Here is a 16711-nt window from a genome sequence, read left to right on the forward strand (position 1 = left end):
AAAGTTGCACCAGTTCCAATTTTATAACTAAACGTATAAGGAGCTGTGCCGCCATTGCCCTGGAAAGTAATCGTGGAGTTGGCACTGCTGGCACACACTTCTGTAGTACCATTGATCGTAGCCGTTGGCAATGGGTTAACTTTTACCGTTGCCGATCCTGTTTGTGCATTGCTGCAAGCAGTATTGCTAGCGTCACTTACGCTGAGCAGCGTGTATACATAATTTCCAGCTGTAGCATTTGATTGGCTGACAGTAGCCAGTCCTGCCCCGTTTGAAACAACAGTTAAAGTTGCACCAGTTCCAATTTTATAACTAAATGTGTAAGGAGCTGTGCCGCCATTGCCCTGGAAAGTAATCATTGAGTTGGCGCTGCTCGCACATACTTCTGTAGTACCATTAATCGTAGCGGTAGGCAGTGGGTTAACTTTTACAGTTGCCGTTCCAGTCTGTGCATTGCTGCAGGCAGTATTGCTAGCGTCACTTACGCTGAGCAGCGTGTATACATAATTTCCAGCTGTAGCATTTGATTGGCTAACAGTAGCCAGTCCTGCCCCGTTTGAAACAACAGTCAGGGCTGCACCAGTTCCAATTTTATAACTAAACGTGTAAGGAGCTGTGCCGCCATTGCCCTGAAAAGTAATCGTTGAGTTGGCGCTGCTGGCACATACTTCTGTAGTACCATTGATCGTAGCGGTAGGAAGTGGGTTAACTTTTATCGTTGCAGACCCTGTTTGTGCATTGCTGCAAGCAGTATTGCTAGCATCTGAAACACTCAATAAAGTATAAACATAATTTCCTGCTATAGCATTCGACTGGCTAACAGTGGCCAGTCCTGCCCCGTTTGAAACAACAGTCAAAGTTGCACCAGTTCCAATTTTATAACTAAACGTATAAGGAGCTGTGCCGCCATTGCCCTGGAAAGTAATCATTGAGTTGGCGCTGCTCGCACATACTTCTGTAGTACCATTAATCGTAGCCGTTGGCAATGGGTTAACTTTTACCGTTGCCGATCCTGTTTGTGCATTGCTGCAAGCTGTATTGCTAGCGTCACTTACGCTGAGCAGCGTGTATACATAATTTCCAGCTGTAGCATTTGATTGGCTAACAGTAGCCAGTCCTGCCCCGTTGGAAACAACGGTCAAGGCTGCACCAGTTCCAATCTGATAACTGAACGTATAAGGGGCTGTGCCGCCATTGCCCTGGAAAGTAATTGTTGAATTGGCACTGCTGGCACATACTTCTGTAGTACCATTGATCGTAGCGGTAGGCAGTGGATTTACTTTTACAGTTGCAGACCCTGTTTGTGCATTGCTGCAAGCGGTGTTGCTAGCATCTGAAACACTCAATAAAGTATAAGCATAATTTTCTGCTATAGCATTCGACTGGCTAACAGTGGCCAGTCCTGCCCCGTTTGAAACAACAGTCAAAGTTGCACCAGTTCCAATTTTATAACTAAACGTGTACGGAGCTGTGCCGCCATTGCCCTGGAAAGTAATTGTTGAGTTGGCACTGCTGGCGCATACTTCTGTAGTACCATTAATCGTAGCGGTAGGAAGTGGATTAACTTTTACCGTGGCTGTTCCGGACTGTGGATTGCTGCAAGCGGTGTTGCTAGCATCTGAAACACTTACTAAAGTATAAACATAACTTCCTGCTGCAGCGTTTGATTGGCTAACAGTAGCCAGTCCTGCCCCATTTGAAACAACAGTTAAAGCTGCACCAGTTCCAATTTGATAACTAAAGGTATAAGGAGCTGTGCCGCCAGTGCCCTGGAAAGTAATGGTTGAATTGGCGCTGCCGGCACATACTTCTGTAGTACCATTAATCGTAGCCGTTGGCAGTGGGTTAACTTTTATCGTTGCAGACCCTGTTTGTGCATTGCTGCAAGCAGTATTGCTAGCATCTGAAACACTCAATAAAGTATAAACATAATTTCCTGCTATAGCATTCGACTGGCTAACAGTGGCCAGTCCTGCTCCGTTTGAAACAACAGTCAAAGTTGCACCAGTTCCAATTTTATAACTAAACGTGTAAGGAGCTGTGCCGCCATTGCCCTGGAAAGTGATCGTTGAGTTGGCGCTGCTGGCACATACTTCTGTAGTACCATTGATCGTAGCGGTAGGAAGTGGGTTAACTTTTATCGTTGCAGACCCAGTCTGTGCATTGCTGCAAGCAGTATTGCTAGCATCTGAAACACTCAATAAAGTATAAACATAATTTCCTGCTATAGCATTCGACTGGCTAACAGTGGCCAGTCCTGCCCCGTTTGAAACAACAGTCAAAGTTGCACCAGTTCCAATTTTATAACTAAACGTGTAAGGAGCTGTGCCGCCATTGCCCTGGAAAGTAATCGTTGAGTTGGCACTGCTGGCACACACTTCTGTAGTACCATTGATCGTAGCCGTTGGCAATGGATTTACTTTTACAGTGGCCGTTCCGGTCTGTGCATTGCTGCAAGCGGTGTTGCTAGCATCTGAAACACTCAATAAAGTATAAATATAATTTCCAGCTGTAGCATTTGATTGGCTAACAGTAGCCAGTCCTGCTCCGTTTGAAACAGCGGTCAATGTTGCACCAGTTCCAATTTTATAACTAAACGTGTAAGGAGCTGTTCCGCCATTGCCCTGGAAAGTAATCGTTGAGTTGGCACTGCTGGCACACACTTCTGTATTACCATTGATCGTAGCGGTAGGCAATGGGTTAACTTTTACCGTTGCCGATCCAGTCTGTGCATTGCTGCAAGCGGTATTTGTTGCGTCACTTACGCTGAGCAGCGTGTATACATAACTTCCCGCTGTAGTATTCGATTGGCTAACAGTAGCCAGTCCTGCCCCGTTTGAAACAACAGTCAAAGTTGCACCAGTTCCAATTTTATAACTGAATGTATAAGGAGCTGTGCCGCCATTGCCCTGGAAAGTAATCGTTGAGTTGGCACTGCTGGCACATACTTCTGTAGTACCATTGATCGTAGCGGTAGGCAGTGGGTTAACTTTTACCGTTGCCGATCCTGTTTGTGCATTGCTGCAAGCGGTGTTGCTAGCATCTGAAACACTTAATAACGTATAAATATAATTTCCTGCTGTAGCATTCGATTGGCTAACAGTAGCCAGTCCTGCTCCGTTTGAAACAACGGTCAGGGCTGCACCAGTTCCAATTTTATAACTAAACGTGTAGGGAGCTGTGCCGCCATTGCCCTGGAAAGTAATCGTTGAGTTGGCACTGCTGGCACACACTTCTGTATTACCATTGATCGTAGCCGTTGGTAGTGGGTTAACTTTTACAGTGGCTGTTCCGGTCTGTGGATTGTTGCAAGCTGTGTTGCTAGCATCTGAAACACTCAATAAAGTATAAATATAATTTCCTGCTGTAGCATTCGATTGGCTAACAGTAGCCAGTCCTGCCCCATTTGAAACAACAGTCAAAGTTGCACCAGTTCCAATTTTATAACTAAAAGTGTAAGGAGCTGTGCCGCCATTGCCCTGGAAAGTAATCGTTGAGTTGGCACTGCTGGCACACACTTCTGTATTACCATTGATCGTAGCAGTGGGCAGTGGATTTACTCCCAAACTAGCGATCGTTGAGCTCACAACACAGGCTTGGGCAGATGAGGTTACATCAAGTCTATACAGATTACCATTTGCCGTAGCGGGAACATTCTGAATGCTTAAAGATGACCTGGTAGACGTAGTGGTAACAGTAGTATTGGTAACTGATACCCCATTTCCTTCTACCACTTTCTGCCAGCTACCATTTGGCACTTGATAATACCATTGGAATGTAGCACCTGCACCATCAACCGTCGCTGAAGTCGTGAAAGTTTTGCCTTCACAAATTACAGCACTTTGTGGCTGAGTAGTGATTTTAGGAGTAACAACATTTACAGTAACCTGTCCCTCTGTTGACTTCGCACCATAAACATCCATGTAGGTATAGCGAAGAACTGATGATGAGCTGGTGAACGTGGCGAGAGGTGCAAAATTAAGTTTTCCTGTGGCTTGTGAAAACGTAAACGTCCCAACATTGTTGATTGTTCTGGTCTGTTCTATCGCCGGCGTTGATGGGTCCAAATCTATACTGGCCAAATTTATGGCACCATCTGCGTTAGGTTTGGTGTCATTACTTAGAATGTCAATTTCGGTTGAATTACCCTGACAAATTGTTTGTGTATCATTTGAAGCCTGAGGCGTAGCCAATTTAGAAGGATCAACCTTTAGCGTTAGCCCCCTGATTTCATGATAGTTATTACTACCTCCTGTCGAAGAAGATATACCATATTTTAAGCCTGAACTAGGCACGGCTTGAGCATATTGATAACCGGTAATCACTGGCGTAATTATACTTCCATGCTGTATACTCACATTAATAACTAATCCGCCTCCTGTCCTGGGAACAAGGTTAATGATTGCTTTTCGATATTGTGGATCAGCAGGAGTTGCACCCCTTAATCCTCCCGCGATCTCATAACCATTACCATTATTATAGGTTTGAGTTGTAGACAGGTGCTTATAATTCTGACCATCGGTAGCAAATCCATTACCTGCTCCACGAAGAGTTACACTGTTGGGTGTGCGACCCGGCCCCAGCTGCCTGTCCTCTCCACTATCTGAAAAATTTCCATATTCGTCGATACCTATACCCAAATACCCTTTACTCACTCCGGGAACGTTACTGCTTATTTGGGAATAACCAAGTGATCCGCCAAACCCGCCAATGTTGAAGTTCTGATCTGTAACTGAAGCATCAAAGAGAAAGAAACAGATGCCATCCGCTCCATTGCCACCATATGTGAAGTATTCAAACTCAATATTAAGCCCATATGTACCTAGAAATACATTATTTGAGTAAACATAACCTTTCTGATTTCCTTCCTTGTTTGTCAACCTAAGATAACCTGAACCAATTGGATCACTCTTCGGATCAGCAGCATTAGATGGCGCCGGACCTGCCGTCAGGTATGCCGATGGAACTCCACCAAATACTACATTTGCTGCGGAAGCATTCTTGAAAGATTCATCATATGGAAACTGTGCAAAAACACAAAATGAACTAAAAAAAAGAATTGCAAATAATATAAGAAATTTAGTATACAAACGACTTCCCCCCACCAAAAAACCAACCCGTTCATACCCCCTCAACAAGTGCATCAACCGACCAGACCTTGGTAAATCAGAAAGGAGAGGTATTTTCATATTGGAGCGTTATGGATTATGATCTGGGTATCTCGTGGATCATAAATTAATCAACTATAAAGACGGTGCAGGTTACAAGTTGATACCAGCCAATCGAGATGTCATTATAGTTCATAAATAAAATTTTCAAATAAGTTAATTAATCGTTTTACCTCCACAAAATACCAACAATTATCCAATATTTCCAAATAAAAATCCCCAATTCGCGCTGTTTTATAATTTTTATGCCAAAAATAGTATTCACACTACAAAGGGAGGGATCAGAGTTACATAAATATTATTTTAAAACCGTTCAGACGCATCTTAAATGTCTTTTTTGAGGATTAATATTGACCTACGTAAAATATGAAAATATGGATTTTTCAGTTAGATACCTGTCATATCCATAATCATAGATAATGATGCCTGACGGATCAGTTACCCATATTGAGAATTTAAATACCCACTATTTCACATTGAAAATACGTGCATTTTTTAAAATATGAAACCGTTGTTTATATGAAAAGATGCCAATAAACTAAATAAATTTATGCATATCAACAGTAAAAATAACCAATAAAAAAATATTACACCAAATAAGTTTCATAATTACTACTAAATTTATCTTAATTAAACTAATATGCTTTAATTTATTAAGCAATAGTGATATATAGTTAATTATCAAACAGTAGAGTTCATAAACTAAAGAATCCATTTGTGGCCTGTATATGGATTATTTTTCGTATATTTGTACCGAACGGAATACAAACACACTATTCTCTCAATACTTACTTGCTAATCAATCTATTGATTAGATTCAATTTTTCCTGGCCCCCTACCGTTGGTGCCTCGGATTTAAGTTTTATTCAGGCTAGATGGATCCTTAAGTTGATATTAAGGATCGCCTTAACAAGTAAACATCAGAGAAGAGTTATTTTTTAACTAAACCAAGGAAATTTATGGCTAAGTCTCAGGCAACCTTCATGAAAAAGCAACTAGAAAAAAACAGGCAGAAGAAAAAAGAAGATAAGGAGCAACGTAAACAAGATCGTCAGCAAAATTCATCAGGAGGCGACCTGGAAAGTATGATGGCATACGTAAACGAATTCGGTGAGATCGTATCAACACCTCCGGAAAAGAAATAAGACAAAAAAAAGCCTGATTCAAACGAACCAGGCTTTTTCATTTATATGTTGATCAGAAGAACTATTGCGCTCTGCCTGATTTCTTATCTTGTCCTCTTCCGATCAGGTATCCTGCACCAGCACCGGCAACACCACCGATGATCGCACCACGGCCTTTCTTTTTATCAATCAAAGCACCGCCAAGTCCACCCGCTCCAGCACCGATTACTGTTCCAAGTGCAGCACTGCTCCATCCTTTTTTCTTCTTGGTAGTTGTAGTAGTGGTAGTAGATGAAGAACCTGTACCTGCCATTCTGGCTGCAGGAGCATTTTCTGCCGCCCTGGCTTCAGATAACATCAATATCCTTTTTTCTTCTGCTTCTTTAACAGCAAGTTCTTTCTGAGCAACTTCAGCTTTTTTAAAGCTATCTACTCTCATACTATCCCTTGTAGCTTTTATAGCTGCCTGTCTGATTGCTTCTTCTTTTTTAGCATTAGAACATGCCGACATTGCCAGGACAATTCCAAATATTGCTATCAACTTTTTCATCGTGTATCTATTTTAGTTAGAGAATTAAATTATACATCGATATTTACTAAAATGATGCCAAGATTAAATTAGATCACTTTAGAGAATTATGAAGTAGATAAATAACAACTGTAACGTAGATACGGCGATCCTGAAATTCGTTATTTGTCCATTAAAGGTGATGATCCGGGCTCCTCTAATGTATCGTGATCATCATCCTCCCCATAAGGATTATGTGAAATACGGTCATTATCATTATTGAGGTTCACTTTATAAACAGAATCATCGGATGAATGATCAGCATCCAATCCCAGATTATCATTATTATCCGAATCATATAAATCCTTTTTGCTTTTGCCATCCTGATCAGTGACCAGTTTTTGCTTCATATTTGTCATCACGCATAGTTTATATAACACAACAACAAAAATAAAGTCAGCTGGTTTGCTTAAAATCTGCCCTCCACGAAAGAATAAGCAATTAAGATTTTGGATATTAGTATTCAATTGATTATTTTCACAGCGAAATTTATAATAATAATATGCGTACAACAGGAAAAGTTAAATGGTTTAATTCTGCAAAAGGGTTTGGTTTTATAACTCCAGAAGATGGAGGAAAAGATATTTTCGTACATTTCTCTGCGATTGCAGGTGATTCATTCAGAGAATTGAATGAAGGTGACAATGTAGAATTCGAATTGAACGACGGTAAAAAAGGCCCTGAGGCTTCTAATGTAACTGTTCTTTAGGAATAATTCGTTAAAAAATTAAAAAGGGGTGTGCACTGGCATTGCCCCTTTTTTTATGATTAAAATTAAATCTGCCTCCCCAGTCCTATGTATATTTTAGATAAGAAGATCAGTATTCTTGGTTGTGGCTGGTATGGCCTGGCACTCGCCAAAAAATTAATGGAGGCCGGATATACGGTCAAAGGTTCCACTACTACACCAAATAAACAGGAATTATTGAAGGATCTGGGAGTGATACCTTATATCGTGAGCTTTCAGGAAGATGAAGAGACGTTTGATCCCGGCTTTTTTGAAAGTTCAATACTTATGATTTGTATCCCGCCAAAAAGAAGTACCGCTGAGCAGCATACTTTTCTGTCAAAGATCACAAAGATTGCAAATGCGGCGTCACATGGCCAGGTACAAAATATTGTCTTTATCAGTTCAACTTCTGTTTATGGCGATCTGAACACAGAGGTTGATGAACATTCCACCCCCTTTCCGGATACGGATTCGGGCAAAGCGATGTTAGCAGCGGAATCTTTATTGAAAAGCTACCCTGATTTCACTACTACCGTGATCAGATTTGGCGGCTTGATTGGCCCGGACAAAAACCCGGGCAGATTTTTCGCCGGAAAATCTGATATTCCAAACGGACAGGCACCTGTTAACCTTATTCACTTATCAGACTGCCTTGGTATTACACTTAAAATCCTGGAAGATGCAGCTTTTGGAGACACCTATAACGCCTGCTCCCCACAACATCCGCTCCGATCAGTTTTTTATACAAATGCAGCGATACAATCAAACCTTGCTCCGCCCCAGTTTAAAAATGAACTGCTAAATTGGAAGAAGGTAAATAGTGTAAAGGTTAGTGACAAGCTGAATTACAATTTCGAAGTTAAATTAATAGTATTGTAATACAATAAACTAGGAATTCCTGCCGTATCAATTTTAAGGAAGTAACCGGCATTCCCTTTAAAAATGATATATTGCTAATCTCCTAATCTCTGTTTATGTGATTAGGAGCAGTTTTAGAGGAGTTTTAGAGACACAAGATTTAGAGAGATGAAATTAACGATATGGGGCGCGGCGAAACAGGTTACAGGAAGCATGCACTTGCTGCAGGCAGAAAACTATAACATACTGATAGATTGCGGACTTGATTATGAGAAAGATACTTATCAGGAAGAAAATCAGTACTTCCCGTTTGACCCCTCCGAAATAGATGTAGTAATCCTGACGCATGCGCATATCGATCACTCGGGGAACCTGCCTACGCTTGTAAGACTGGGCTTTGCCGGACAAATCCTTTGCACTCCTCCTACTGCAGACCTTACGGAGTTATTGCTGCTAGACTCCGTTAATATTTTTCTCAGCAAACAGAACAAAAGATCCAAAGGAAAAAGAGCAGGCTCCGGGCCTAAACCTCTATATCTGCACAAGCATGTAATGGATACCGTTGAGCGCTTTGTCACGATCTCATTTGATAAGGATTTCAACATCAATCCTGATATTTCGCTAAAATTTATACCCGTTGGCCACCTCCTGGGCGCTGCAGCCGTGGTTCTTACGATCCGGGACAAGGGAAAGGAAAAGAAAATCGCCTTTACAGGTGATATCGGCAGAAAAAATTATCCGGTACTTGTAGACCCGCAAACTATCCCTCCGGTAGATTATCTGGTTTCTGAATCTACCTATGGCGGAAGAGTGCACAGCAAAGACACTACACTACAGGAAAAACTGATAGAAACAATCAATGAAACCTGTGTAAAGTTTCCGGGCAGACTGATTATACCGGCTTTTAGTATCGGAAGGACACAAGCTCTGGTTTACTCACTGAATAAGATTTTCAGCGAGGGCCTGCTCCCGCCGGTAAAAATATTTGTGGACAGCCCCCTTGCTAGTTTCGCAACCGATGTGTACCGCAAATACCATCACCTCCTCAACGAAGAATCACAGGATTTCTATAAGCGTAAAGGAGATGAGTTTGAGTTTGATGAACTATCCTATGTGCAGGACAAAAGGGAAAGCATCTCGATTTCAAATTACCACGAACCATGTATCATTATCTCATCAGCAGGTATGCTGGAAGGCGGGCGTATACAGGATCATTTATATTACAACATCCAGAATTACTATTGTACAATCTTATTTATCGGATATTGCGCAAAGGGCACGCTGGGAAACCGTTTGCTTCGCGGAGATCCTATTGTAAGGCTCAGGCACCGGGATCTGATGGTATTTGCCACAATCAAGCAAACTGATCTGCTGAGCGGGCACGGAGACCATGAAGATCTGCTGGCCAACGTTACGCAACAGGATCCGGCCAGCTTAAAACAGGTTTTTTTGGTACATGGCGAGAACAAAAGCCAGGAGAGTTTGGCCAGCGCCATACGTGAGGCAGGCTACAATGTAGCCATTCCGGAAAAAGGTGAAGTATATGAATTGTAGCCTTCCGCAACGAAGTTGGTTACATTACCATGCCAGCTTCTCCTTATCACTTAGATTTCAATAGCCTTAACAGCTTTTGAAACCTGGGCAATATGCTGGAACATATCAACGGCACTTTCCTCAGCCAGCTGAAAATCTGCCTCGGGAACACTGGTGTTTAATACTTTTACAAAGGTTAACCAGTTGGGCATTAAATTTTGCGCGTAGACATTATAATAATTTAAGCTCAGTTTCTCAAAAGCAGGATTTGCCCTCAGTTTTTTTTGTATGACATTGCCTCCAAGAGTGGCTCCTTCCAGTACGTACATTGCTCCTAAGGATGATGCATTGCTCTCATCCCTCAGCAGGAAATCAAAACTAATGGCATCGAGATCTTCTTTTGGGATATTCATCTCTTCCAGGTCCTGCTCCAATGCGGATAGTTTGTCCCGGTTTTCAATATCAAGGCTATCCTTAATTTCGTTATCCAGCGCATCATGCAACTTCGATTCTATTGCTGCATGTACAATATAATTGGTAGCGAGCAAAGTTTTGTATTGTTCCAGGGTCAGCGTTTTATTCATAATCTCACGAACAAACATGAGGTTCTCCAATTCATCGTGATGAGCACTGGTGGCAATCTTTAATTTTTCCTGAAGCATTGGGCAATATAGGTATTAAGATATTTAGTTGATACTTCTGTTTTGGTTAAACCAAAAGTCGTAAAGGGAGCGTACGCAGATAATCAGATTGTGATATCCGGTGGGTTTAGTTAAAAATGCATTGGCTCCGATATCCAGTGACGTCCTTACATCATTCACATCATCAGATGTTGAAAAAAGAATAACAGGCACATATTTAAAAAATGGAATTTCCTTAATACGTTTCAGCACGTCCAAACCAGATATCCCTGGCAGGTTTAAATCAAGTAATATCAATTTGGGCCTGTGTTTTTCCTCGGCAAAACGCTTTAAGGTAGCAAGGGCAGAATTACCATCTTCGGCAATGCTCACGGTTAAATCATCATTTACTTCTTTAACTGCATATTGCATTATAAATGCAAAATCCTGATCATCTTCAACGTAAAATATATCGGGGGACATTACCATCTTAATTAGTTTTGAATGCTACATAAAAAATTGTGCCAACTTTCAACTCGCTTTCAAACCATATTCTTGCATTATGCTTTTCTATGATGCGTTTCACGATCGCCAGCCCTACACCTGTACCCTCAATATCCTTCACGTTTTCCATCCTTTTAAAAAGCTCAAAGACTTTATCATGATGACCGATTTCTATACCGATACCATTATCCTGTATTTTATAGATAATTTCATCTTCTACCTTCAGTCCTTCTATGTGTACTGCCGGATGATCTTCAGACCTGCTGTACTTTACGGCATTACCGATTAAATTGGTAAAAATCTGGCTGATAAGCACCGGAGAGCCAGATATCGCTGGCAGATCGCCAAAAGTAACCTCCACATTTCCTGCGTTCAATGCAGAAATAACTTCAACCGTGCTGTCTTTAACAATCTTATCCATGTCTAAAGAAACAAATTCCACCTCGGCCCTCCCCACTCTTGCCAGCTTCAAAATCTCGTTGATCAGAAAGTTCATTTTATCTGCACCGGCAACAACTCTGCCTAACATTTTTTTTCCCTGCTCATCTAAAGATTTATTTGATGCAATAACTAATTCTGTATAACTCTTGATGGAAGTGAGTGGGGTGCGCAGATCATGGGAGATCGTATAACTAAATGTGTCCAATTCTTCGTACGCACGTTTCAGGCGTTCATTTAAAATTCTGATTTCACCTGCTTTCTTACTGATGGTATTAATAATTTTTTCCCTCAGTTTCATTACATTGGAGATCTCCGTCTTTGTCCACTTTACCGCTGTGTTTTCTACCAACTCAGAAAAGATCTCAAATGAATTCCGTGGCGAAAGGTTCAGGAGCCCATTATCGGATACTACTACAGGTTTGTCTGGATTCCCGGCCCAGTTGATTGAAGTGATCTGCTCTGGTCTGAACCAAACCGCAATCTCGTTCATATCCTTGGAAATCATCGCGGCAATAATGCCACTACCGAGGTGTTTATAAGCTTTAGCTCCCGGAAATACTTCAGGTAAACGGTGCGTATAATAAACAGCATCATGCATAGTAGCTTTTAGCCAGACAAACAATTCTCTCAACTGTATCTCATCAGGTGTTTCACCGACAGTTGAAATCACATCTTCAAATAATACGGCGGCACCACTGGCTCCTGCAATATCTTTTATCGTGTATTCCTGCCTTGTAAGCGCCGAGGCCATCTCTTCATCCTTGCCGAGGTGCAGACTGATCATGGTCATCGCCAACTGATAAATATTTGATTGCTGTTCCTGCTCTTCCTCTTCTCTGTATTCCAAAGCAGAGGAAACAATCTTTCCAATCAGTTTCGCCCCTTCCCTCGCTTTATAATCGATAAACTTTGGACTATAATTGTGACAAGCTATTAATCCCCATAATTCTCCATGCGCAATGAGCGAAATGCTAAAACTTGATTCTACACCCATATTTCTCAGATACTGGATATGGATGGGAGATACCGCCCGCAGAACAGAATGTGTCAGATCCAGCGGATCCTCCACTTCAAGTGTAAGGATTGGAGCGCTGATAGTATTCACATCTGCGATGATCCTGGTATAATTGAGCTTATAAAGCGCTCTTGCCTGTTTTGGGATATCTGATGCAGGATAATGCAAGCCATAAAAAGGATCCAGATCCTCATTTTTGACCTCTGCAATTACTTCGCCGTGCCCGTCTTCCTGGAATTTATAGATCATTACGCGGTCGTAATGAATGATGTCTTTAATTTCCTTTGCAGTATTTTGCAAAAGAGATCTCAAGCCTTTACCTTTTAGGATTTCGGAGACCGATTTTCCGATTTGGTTTTGTATGTCATATTCAAGCGTTGCCGGTTCAAACTCAACGAGGTAATAATTTGCTGTAGGAGAAATGATCATGTAATAATCTGCATTACCAATTTGAATGGGATATGGATTGATAATGTCAAAATCTTTCTTTGCCCCGCCAAGCTGGATCAGCTGCAGTAACTGTCCATTTTTGAGATTCAAACCTGCTATTTCCTCAAATTGCCCGAAAGGCTTACCTAACAGCATTTGCAACTCTACAGCTATAAAATCGATGCAATTCTCACTTGCGTAAGTGATCAGCGTTGATTCATTATCTACTGCGAGCAGAAATCCGTGTGACTGTATTCTTCCCGGAATATGGATAGGTTCCCTATCGCAATTGCTCAGATCAACATTATTCAAATTCATATATATACCCAATGCAAAATATTTGCCGTAATCAGCTGAGAACATTTGCTGCACAAAATTACCAGAATTTATCAATTCGCTCAGGCTTTTAAAAAATATTAAAACAACCTGAAGGTCTTACTTTAATCGTATTGACCACGCCTGGCAACGTTTGGTTATATCATTCCTATATGAACGGCAGATGAACAAATCGTTAATATTTAATTAAAAACAGGCCATTTGTACCAAATACTATACACTAAACTGAACTTTTAAAGCGGAAAGTCAATTTTCAGACTGGATTTGTCAGAACGACTAATCACTTCATTATGAACATATTTGATGTATATCAAAACTGAAACACCGGTTTGGCAGGATTATTACGTATAGCAAATCGTCCAGTATAAAACTGAACGCATTTAATATCTAACAACAAATAAAATGAACTCAAACATTACAAAATCGGCGTTGATATTATCCTTAGTAGGATTATCAACTTCTTTATTTGCTCAGGACATGAATTCTGACAGTACAAAACGTTTTGAAAAGAAAGATTTCCGCACCTGGTCTATCGGCCTTAACGGTGGAATGTTAACACACTATACTCCGTTCAACGGAAGTTCAAACGGTGATTTCCGCACACCACAGGAAAGCTGGGGTTACGGAGGTTACATCAAGAAACAAATTGTTCCTGGATTTGGTATTCAGGCCGACTTCCTTGCTGGTAAAGTAAAAGGTTTCAGATCTAACGATTTGCCTTCACCAAGTGCAGCTCAGGATAACAGCAGCTTTGAAACTAAAATCGACTGGTCAGCAGCAGTGAGTGCAAACTTTACAATTGCTAACCTAAGCTTAAACCAAAAACGTAATTTCTTATCTCCTTATGTTACTGCAGGTGCAGGTTACATGTCGTCAAGCGCGAATGTTCAGAACACACCAACAGGCGCAAGCACAGGTTATAACGAAAACTGGTTCGTACCAGTTGGAGCAGGTTTCAAACTGGGTGTATCTAAAGGTGTAAACATCGACTTAGGTTATACCGTGAGCTTCATGAAAACTGACCGTTTTGACGGTGTTCGCAGCGGATCTAACGATAAGTTCTCCTATGCACATGCGGGTGTTGAGATCGCCCTTGGTAAAAAAGGAACTTCTCAATTGCAAAACTACAGCCCTATCGCAGCGATCCGTGAGGAAAGTGCAGCAGAAAGCGCTGAGTTAAGAAGAGCATTATCTACATCTGAGCAAAACAGACTGAGAGATCAGGAACAATATGCAAAAGATATGGGCGATGATGATATGGACGGTGTAGCAAACAAATTTGATAAATGTGCCGGAACAGCTGCTAATACAGTAGTTGACGGAGCAGGTTGTCCTCTAGTAGCACCTAAACCAGTGATCAGAGAAAAAGTGATCATCACTGAATCAGATCGTAAAGTTGTAAGCGAAGCGATCAGAGATTTAGAGTTCGACTTAGGTAAATCTACAATCAAAGCAACTTCATACACTACCTTAAACAGAGTTGCTGCTTTATTGGTAGAGAAAAACTTTAGCCTGAAATTAGCCGGACACACTGATAACACAGGTTCAATGGCTTTAAACTTAGGATTATCTAAAGACAGAGCTGAAGCGGTTAAATCTTACCTGGTTTCTCAGGGTGCTAACCCATCCCGTATCGAAGCTACAGGTTACGGACCAAACCAACCAATTGCTACAAACAAAACAGCAGCTGGACGTCAGAAAAACAGAAGAGTAGAATTTACTTTATACTAGTAAGTAAAACCCTTTAAACAAAAAAGACCCGCTTGATCACAAGCGGGTCTTTTTTGTTTAAAGGGTTTTTAAAAAGAAGCAGATTAACAAAACCTTTATCAGGTGGATCGAACTGCATCGTTGCAGTGTTGATTGATTTCTCAGATGATAGCTAAACCACCTAGAGTTCCGGCCAGGTCTCCCCTTCCAGTTTCAATGTACCGGCACTTCTATCCGGTACTATGGTTATTGTCATCTTATCTTTCAGTTCTGTATCAATCGCGCTGCAGCTATTAAACTCTTCCTTCACAAAATCAATCTGTGCCTTCAAAGTACCTTCCTGCCCTGCAGCAATAGTTCCGGGAACAAGGGCAACCCTTCTGATTTTCTCTCTGGGAAAATAAGCCTGCAGCATGTACCCGATCTGTTCAGCATGCTCATGTATAGCAGCGGCAAGCAACTCTGCCTGAATTGCAGTGCTGTGTGCCAAGCTATCCTGCTGGGCCATCGATAGCTTTAATAAATATGACGATTGCATAGAACTGTTAATATATAATGATAGTACTTTAAACCAAAGTTGCAAGCGCCTCTTTACTGAATCCTTTCAATTCATCAGTCCGGCCGTTCTGTACTTTCTTAACCCATTGCGGATCAGCCAGCAAGGGTCTTCCAACACCAACCAGATCAAAATCGCCTCTGTCCAATCTTTTTACCAGTTCATCCAGTGAAGCCGGCTGTGATGCTTCGCCATTGAAAGCAGCCATAAACTCACCTGTTAAGCCTACAGAGCCTACAGTGATTGTTGCGGCACCAGTAAGTTTTTTGGCCCATCCGGCGAAATTGAGATCAGAACCTTCAAATTCTGGTTCCCAGAAGCGGCGTTGTGAACAATGCAGGATATCTACACCGGCATCAACCAGCGGATTTAGCCATGCTTCCATTTCCAATGGGGTTTTGGCCAATTTGAAATTGTAGTCCTGAGGTTTAAATTGTGAAAGACGGATAATAACTGCAAAGTCCTCACCTACCTGCCTGCGCACTTCTTTAATTACTTCGATACCAAAACGGCTGCGTTCAGGCAATGTTGCCCCACCGTACTGATCGGTGCGCTGATTTAATTCTCCCCAGAAGAACTGATCGATCAGGTATCCGTGCGCACCGTGTATCTCTACACAGTCAAAACCCATTCTTTTGGCATCGGCAGCAGCCTTTCCATAAGCAAGGATCGCTTCGGTGATATCTTTCTCAGTCATCGCCTTTCCTTTTTTCTCGCCCGGATTAACCAATCCTGAAGGGCCTTCAAACTCAGCAGGCGGAATCCATCCCGAATGGTGGTTTGCCATGATGCCCATATGCCAGATCTGTGGACCCATCTGTCCGCTGGCAGCATGTACATCAGTGATTACCTTGTCCCATCCCGCCAATGCCTGATCGCCATAAAAATGCGGGATGTTAGCATCATTTGATGATGAGGGACGGTCGATCACCGTTCCTTCAGAAAGAATTAATCCAACATCACCTGCTGCCCTTTTCTGGTAATATTCAGCAACACCTGCGGTTGGAATTCCGTTTGGAGAAAAAGAACGAGTCATGGGTGCCATAACAATTCTGTTCTTCATATTTAATGTTTTCAGCTTAAATGGCTGGAACAAGCTATCTGTATTCATATATATTA

General features: G+C 41.6%; 13 protein-coding genes. 5 read left to right on the forward strand and 8 right to left on the reverse strand.

Annotation, left to right across the window (positions count from 1 at the left end; translation table 11 throughout):
- The coding region (locus tag FN831_RS20080; protein ID WP_142529993.1) for an L-type lectin family protein at positions 1–5189 on the reverse strand (5189 nt) is incomplete at its 3' end.
- A 938-nt stretch (positions 5190–6127) separates the two neighbouring features.
- On the opposite strand from FN831_RS20080, the gene FN831_RS20085 reads away from it, so the two are divergent.
- Positions 6128–6313, forward strand: coding sequence for a hypothetical protein (locus FN831_RS20085; protein ID WP_142529994.1), 186 nt, complete (start codon positions 6128–6130; stop codon positions 6311–6313).
- Between the two features lie 61 nt (positions 6314–6374).
- On the opposite strand, the gene FN831_RS20090 is transcribed toward FN831_RS20085, so the two are convergent.
- Both FN831_RS20090 and FN831_RS20095 read right to left on the reverse strand, forming a co-directional pair.
- A complete protein-coding gene (locus FN831_RS20090; protein WP_142529995.1) occupies positions 6375–6842 on the reverse strand; it encodes a YMGG-like glycine zipper-containing protein in 468 nt (155 codons plus the stop codon).
- Between the two features lie 140 nt (positions 6843–6982).
- Complete coding sequence (locus FN831_RS20095) at positions 6983–7219, reverse strand: hypothetical protein (RefSeq protein WP_142529996.1); 237 nt, start codon at positions 7217–7219, stop codon at positions 6983–6985.
- Between the two features lie 143 nt (positions 7220–7362).
- Between FN831_RS20095 and FN831_RS20100 the strand changes: the two genes are divergently transcribed.
- From FN831_RS20100 to FN831_RS20110, 3 genes are all read left to right on the forward strand, one after another.
- A complete protein-coding gene (locus FN831_RS20100) occupies positions 7363–7569 on the forward strand; it encodes a cold-shock protein (RefSeq protein ID WP_037438206.1) in 207 nt (68 codons plus the stop codon).
- An 87-nt stretch (positions 7570–7656) separates the two neighbouring features.
- Positions 7657–8469 (forward strand): SDR family oxidoreductase, encoded by an 813-nt coding sequence (locus tag FN831_RS20105; RefSeq protein WP_142529997.1) that lies wholly within the window; start codon positions 7657–7659, stop codon positions 8467–8469.
- A gap of 147 nt (positions 8470–8616) precedes the next feature.
- Positions 8617–10002: an MBL fold metallo-hydrolase gene (locus tag FN831_RS20110; RefSeq protein ID WP_142529998.1), complete on the forward strand. Its 1386-nt coding sequence runs from the start codon at positions 8617–8619 to the stop codon at positions 10000–10002.
- Positions 10003–10052: 50 nt separating this feature from the next.
- Here the strand turns inward: FN831_RS20110 and FN831_RS20115 are convergent, their stop codons facing one another.
- The 3 genes from FN831_RS20115 to FN831_RS20125 are packed head-to-tail and all read right to left on the reverse strand — an operon-like array spanning position 10053 to position 13308.
- The gene (locus tag FN831_RS20115) at positions 10053–10643 is read right to left on the reverse strand and encodes a biliverdin-producing heme oxygenase (RefSeq protein WP_142529999.1); all 591 of its coding nucleotides are present in this window, start codon (positions 10641–10643) and stop codon (positions 10053–10055) included.
- Positions 10644–10667: 24 nt separating this feature from the next.
- Positions 10668–11084, reverse strand: coding sequence for a response regulator (locus FN831_RS20120; RefSeq protein ID WP_246101645.1), 417 nt, complete (start codon positions 11082–11084; stop codon positions 10668–10670).
- 7 nt (positions 11085–11091) lie between these two features.
- Positions 11092–13308 carry an ATP-binding protein gene (locus FN831_RS20125; protein WP_142530001.1) on the reverse strand — a complete coding sequence of 739 codons (2217 nt, stop codon included), beginning with the start codon at positions 13306–13308 and terminating at the stop codon, positions 11092–11094.
- Between the two features lie 420 nt (positions 13309–13728).
- Between FN831_RS20125 and FN831_RS20130 the strand changes: the two genes are divergently transcribed.
- On the forward strand, positions 13729–15057 hold the full coding sequence (locus tag FN831_RS20130; protein ID WP_142530002.1) for an OmpA family protein: 1329 nt from the start codon (positions 13729–13731) through the stop codon (positions 15055–15057).
- Positions 15058–15217: 160 nt separating this feature from the next.
- Here the strand turns inward: FN831_RS20130 and FN831_RS20135 are convergent, their stop codons facing one another.
- Both FN831_RS20135 and FN831_RS20140 read right to left on the reverse strand, forming a co-directional pair.
- A complete protein-coding gene (locus tag FN831_RS20135) occupies positions 15218–15574 on the reverse strand; it encodes a hypothetical protein (protein WP_142530003.1) in 357 nt (118 codons plus the stop codon).
- Between the two features lie 28 nt (positions 15575–15602).
- On the reverse strand, positions 15603–16703 hold the full coding sequence (locus FN831_RS20140) for an NADH:flavin oxidoreductase (protein ID WP_142530004.1): 1101 nt from the start codon (positions 16701–16703) through the stop codon (positions 15603–15605).
- Positions 16704–16711: the final 8 nt, after the last annotated feature.

It is taken from the genome of Pedobacter westerhofensis, assembly GCF_900182595.1.
Lineage (GTDB): Bacteria > Bacteroidota > Bacteroidia > Sphingobacteriales > Sphingobacteriaceae > Pedobacter > Pedobacter westerhofensis.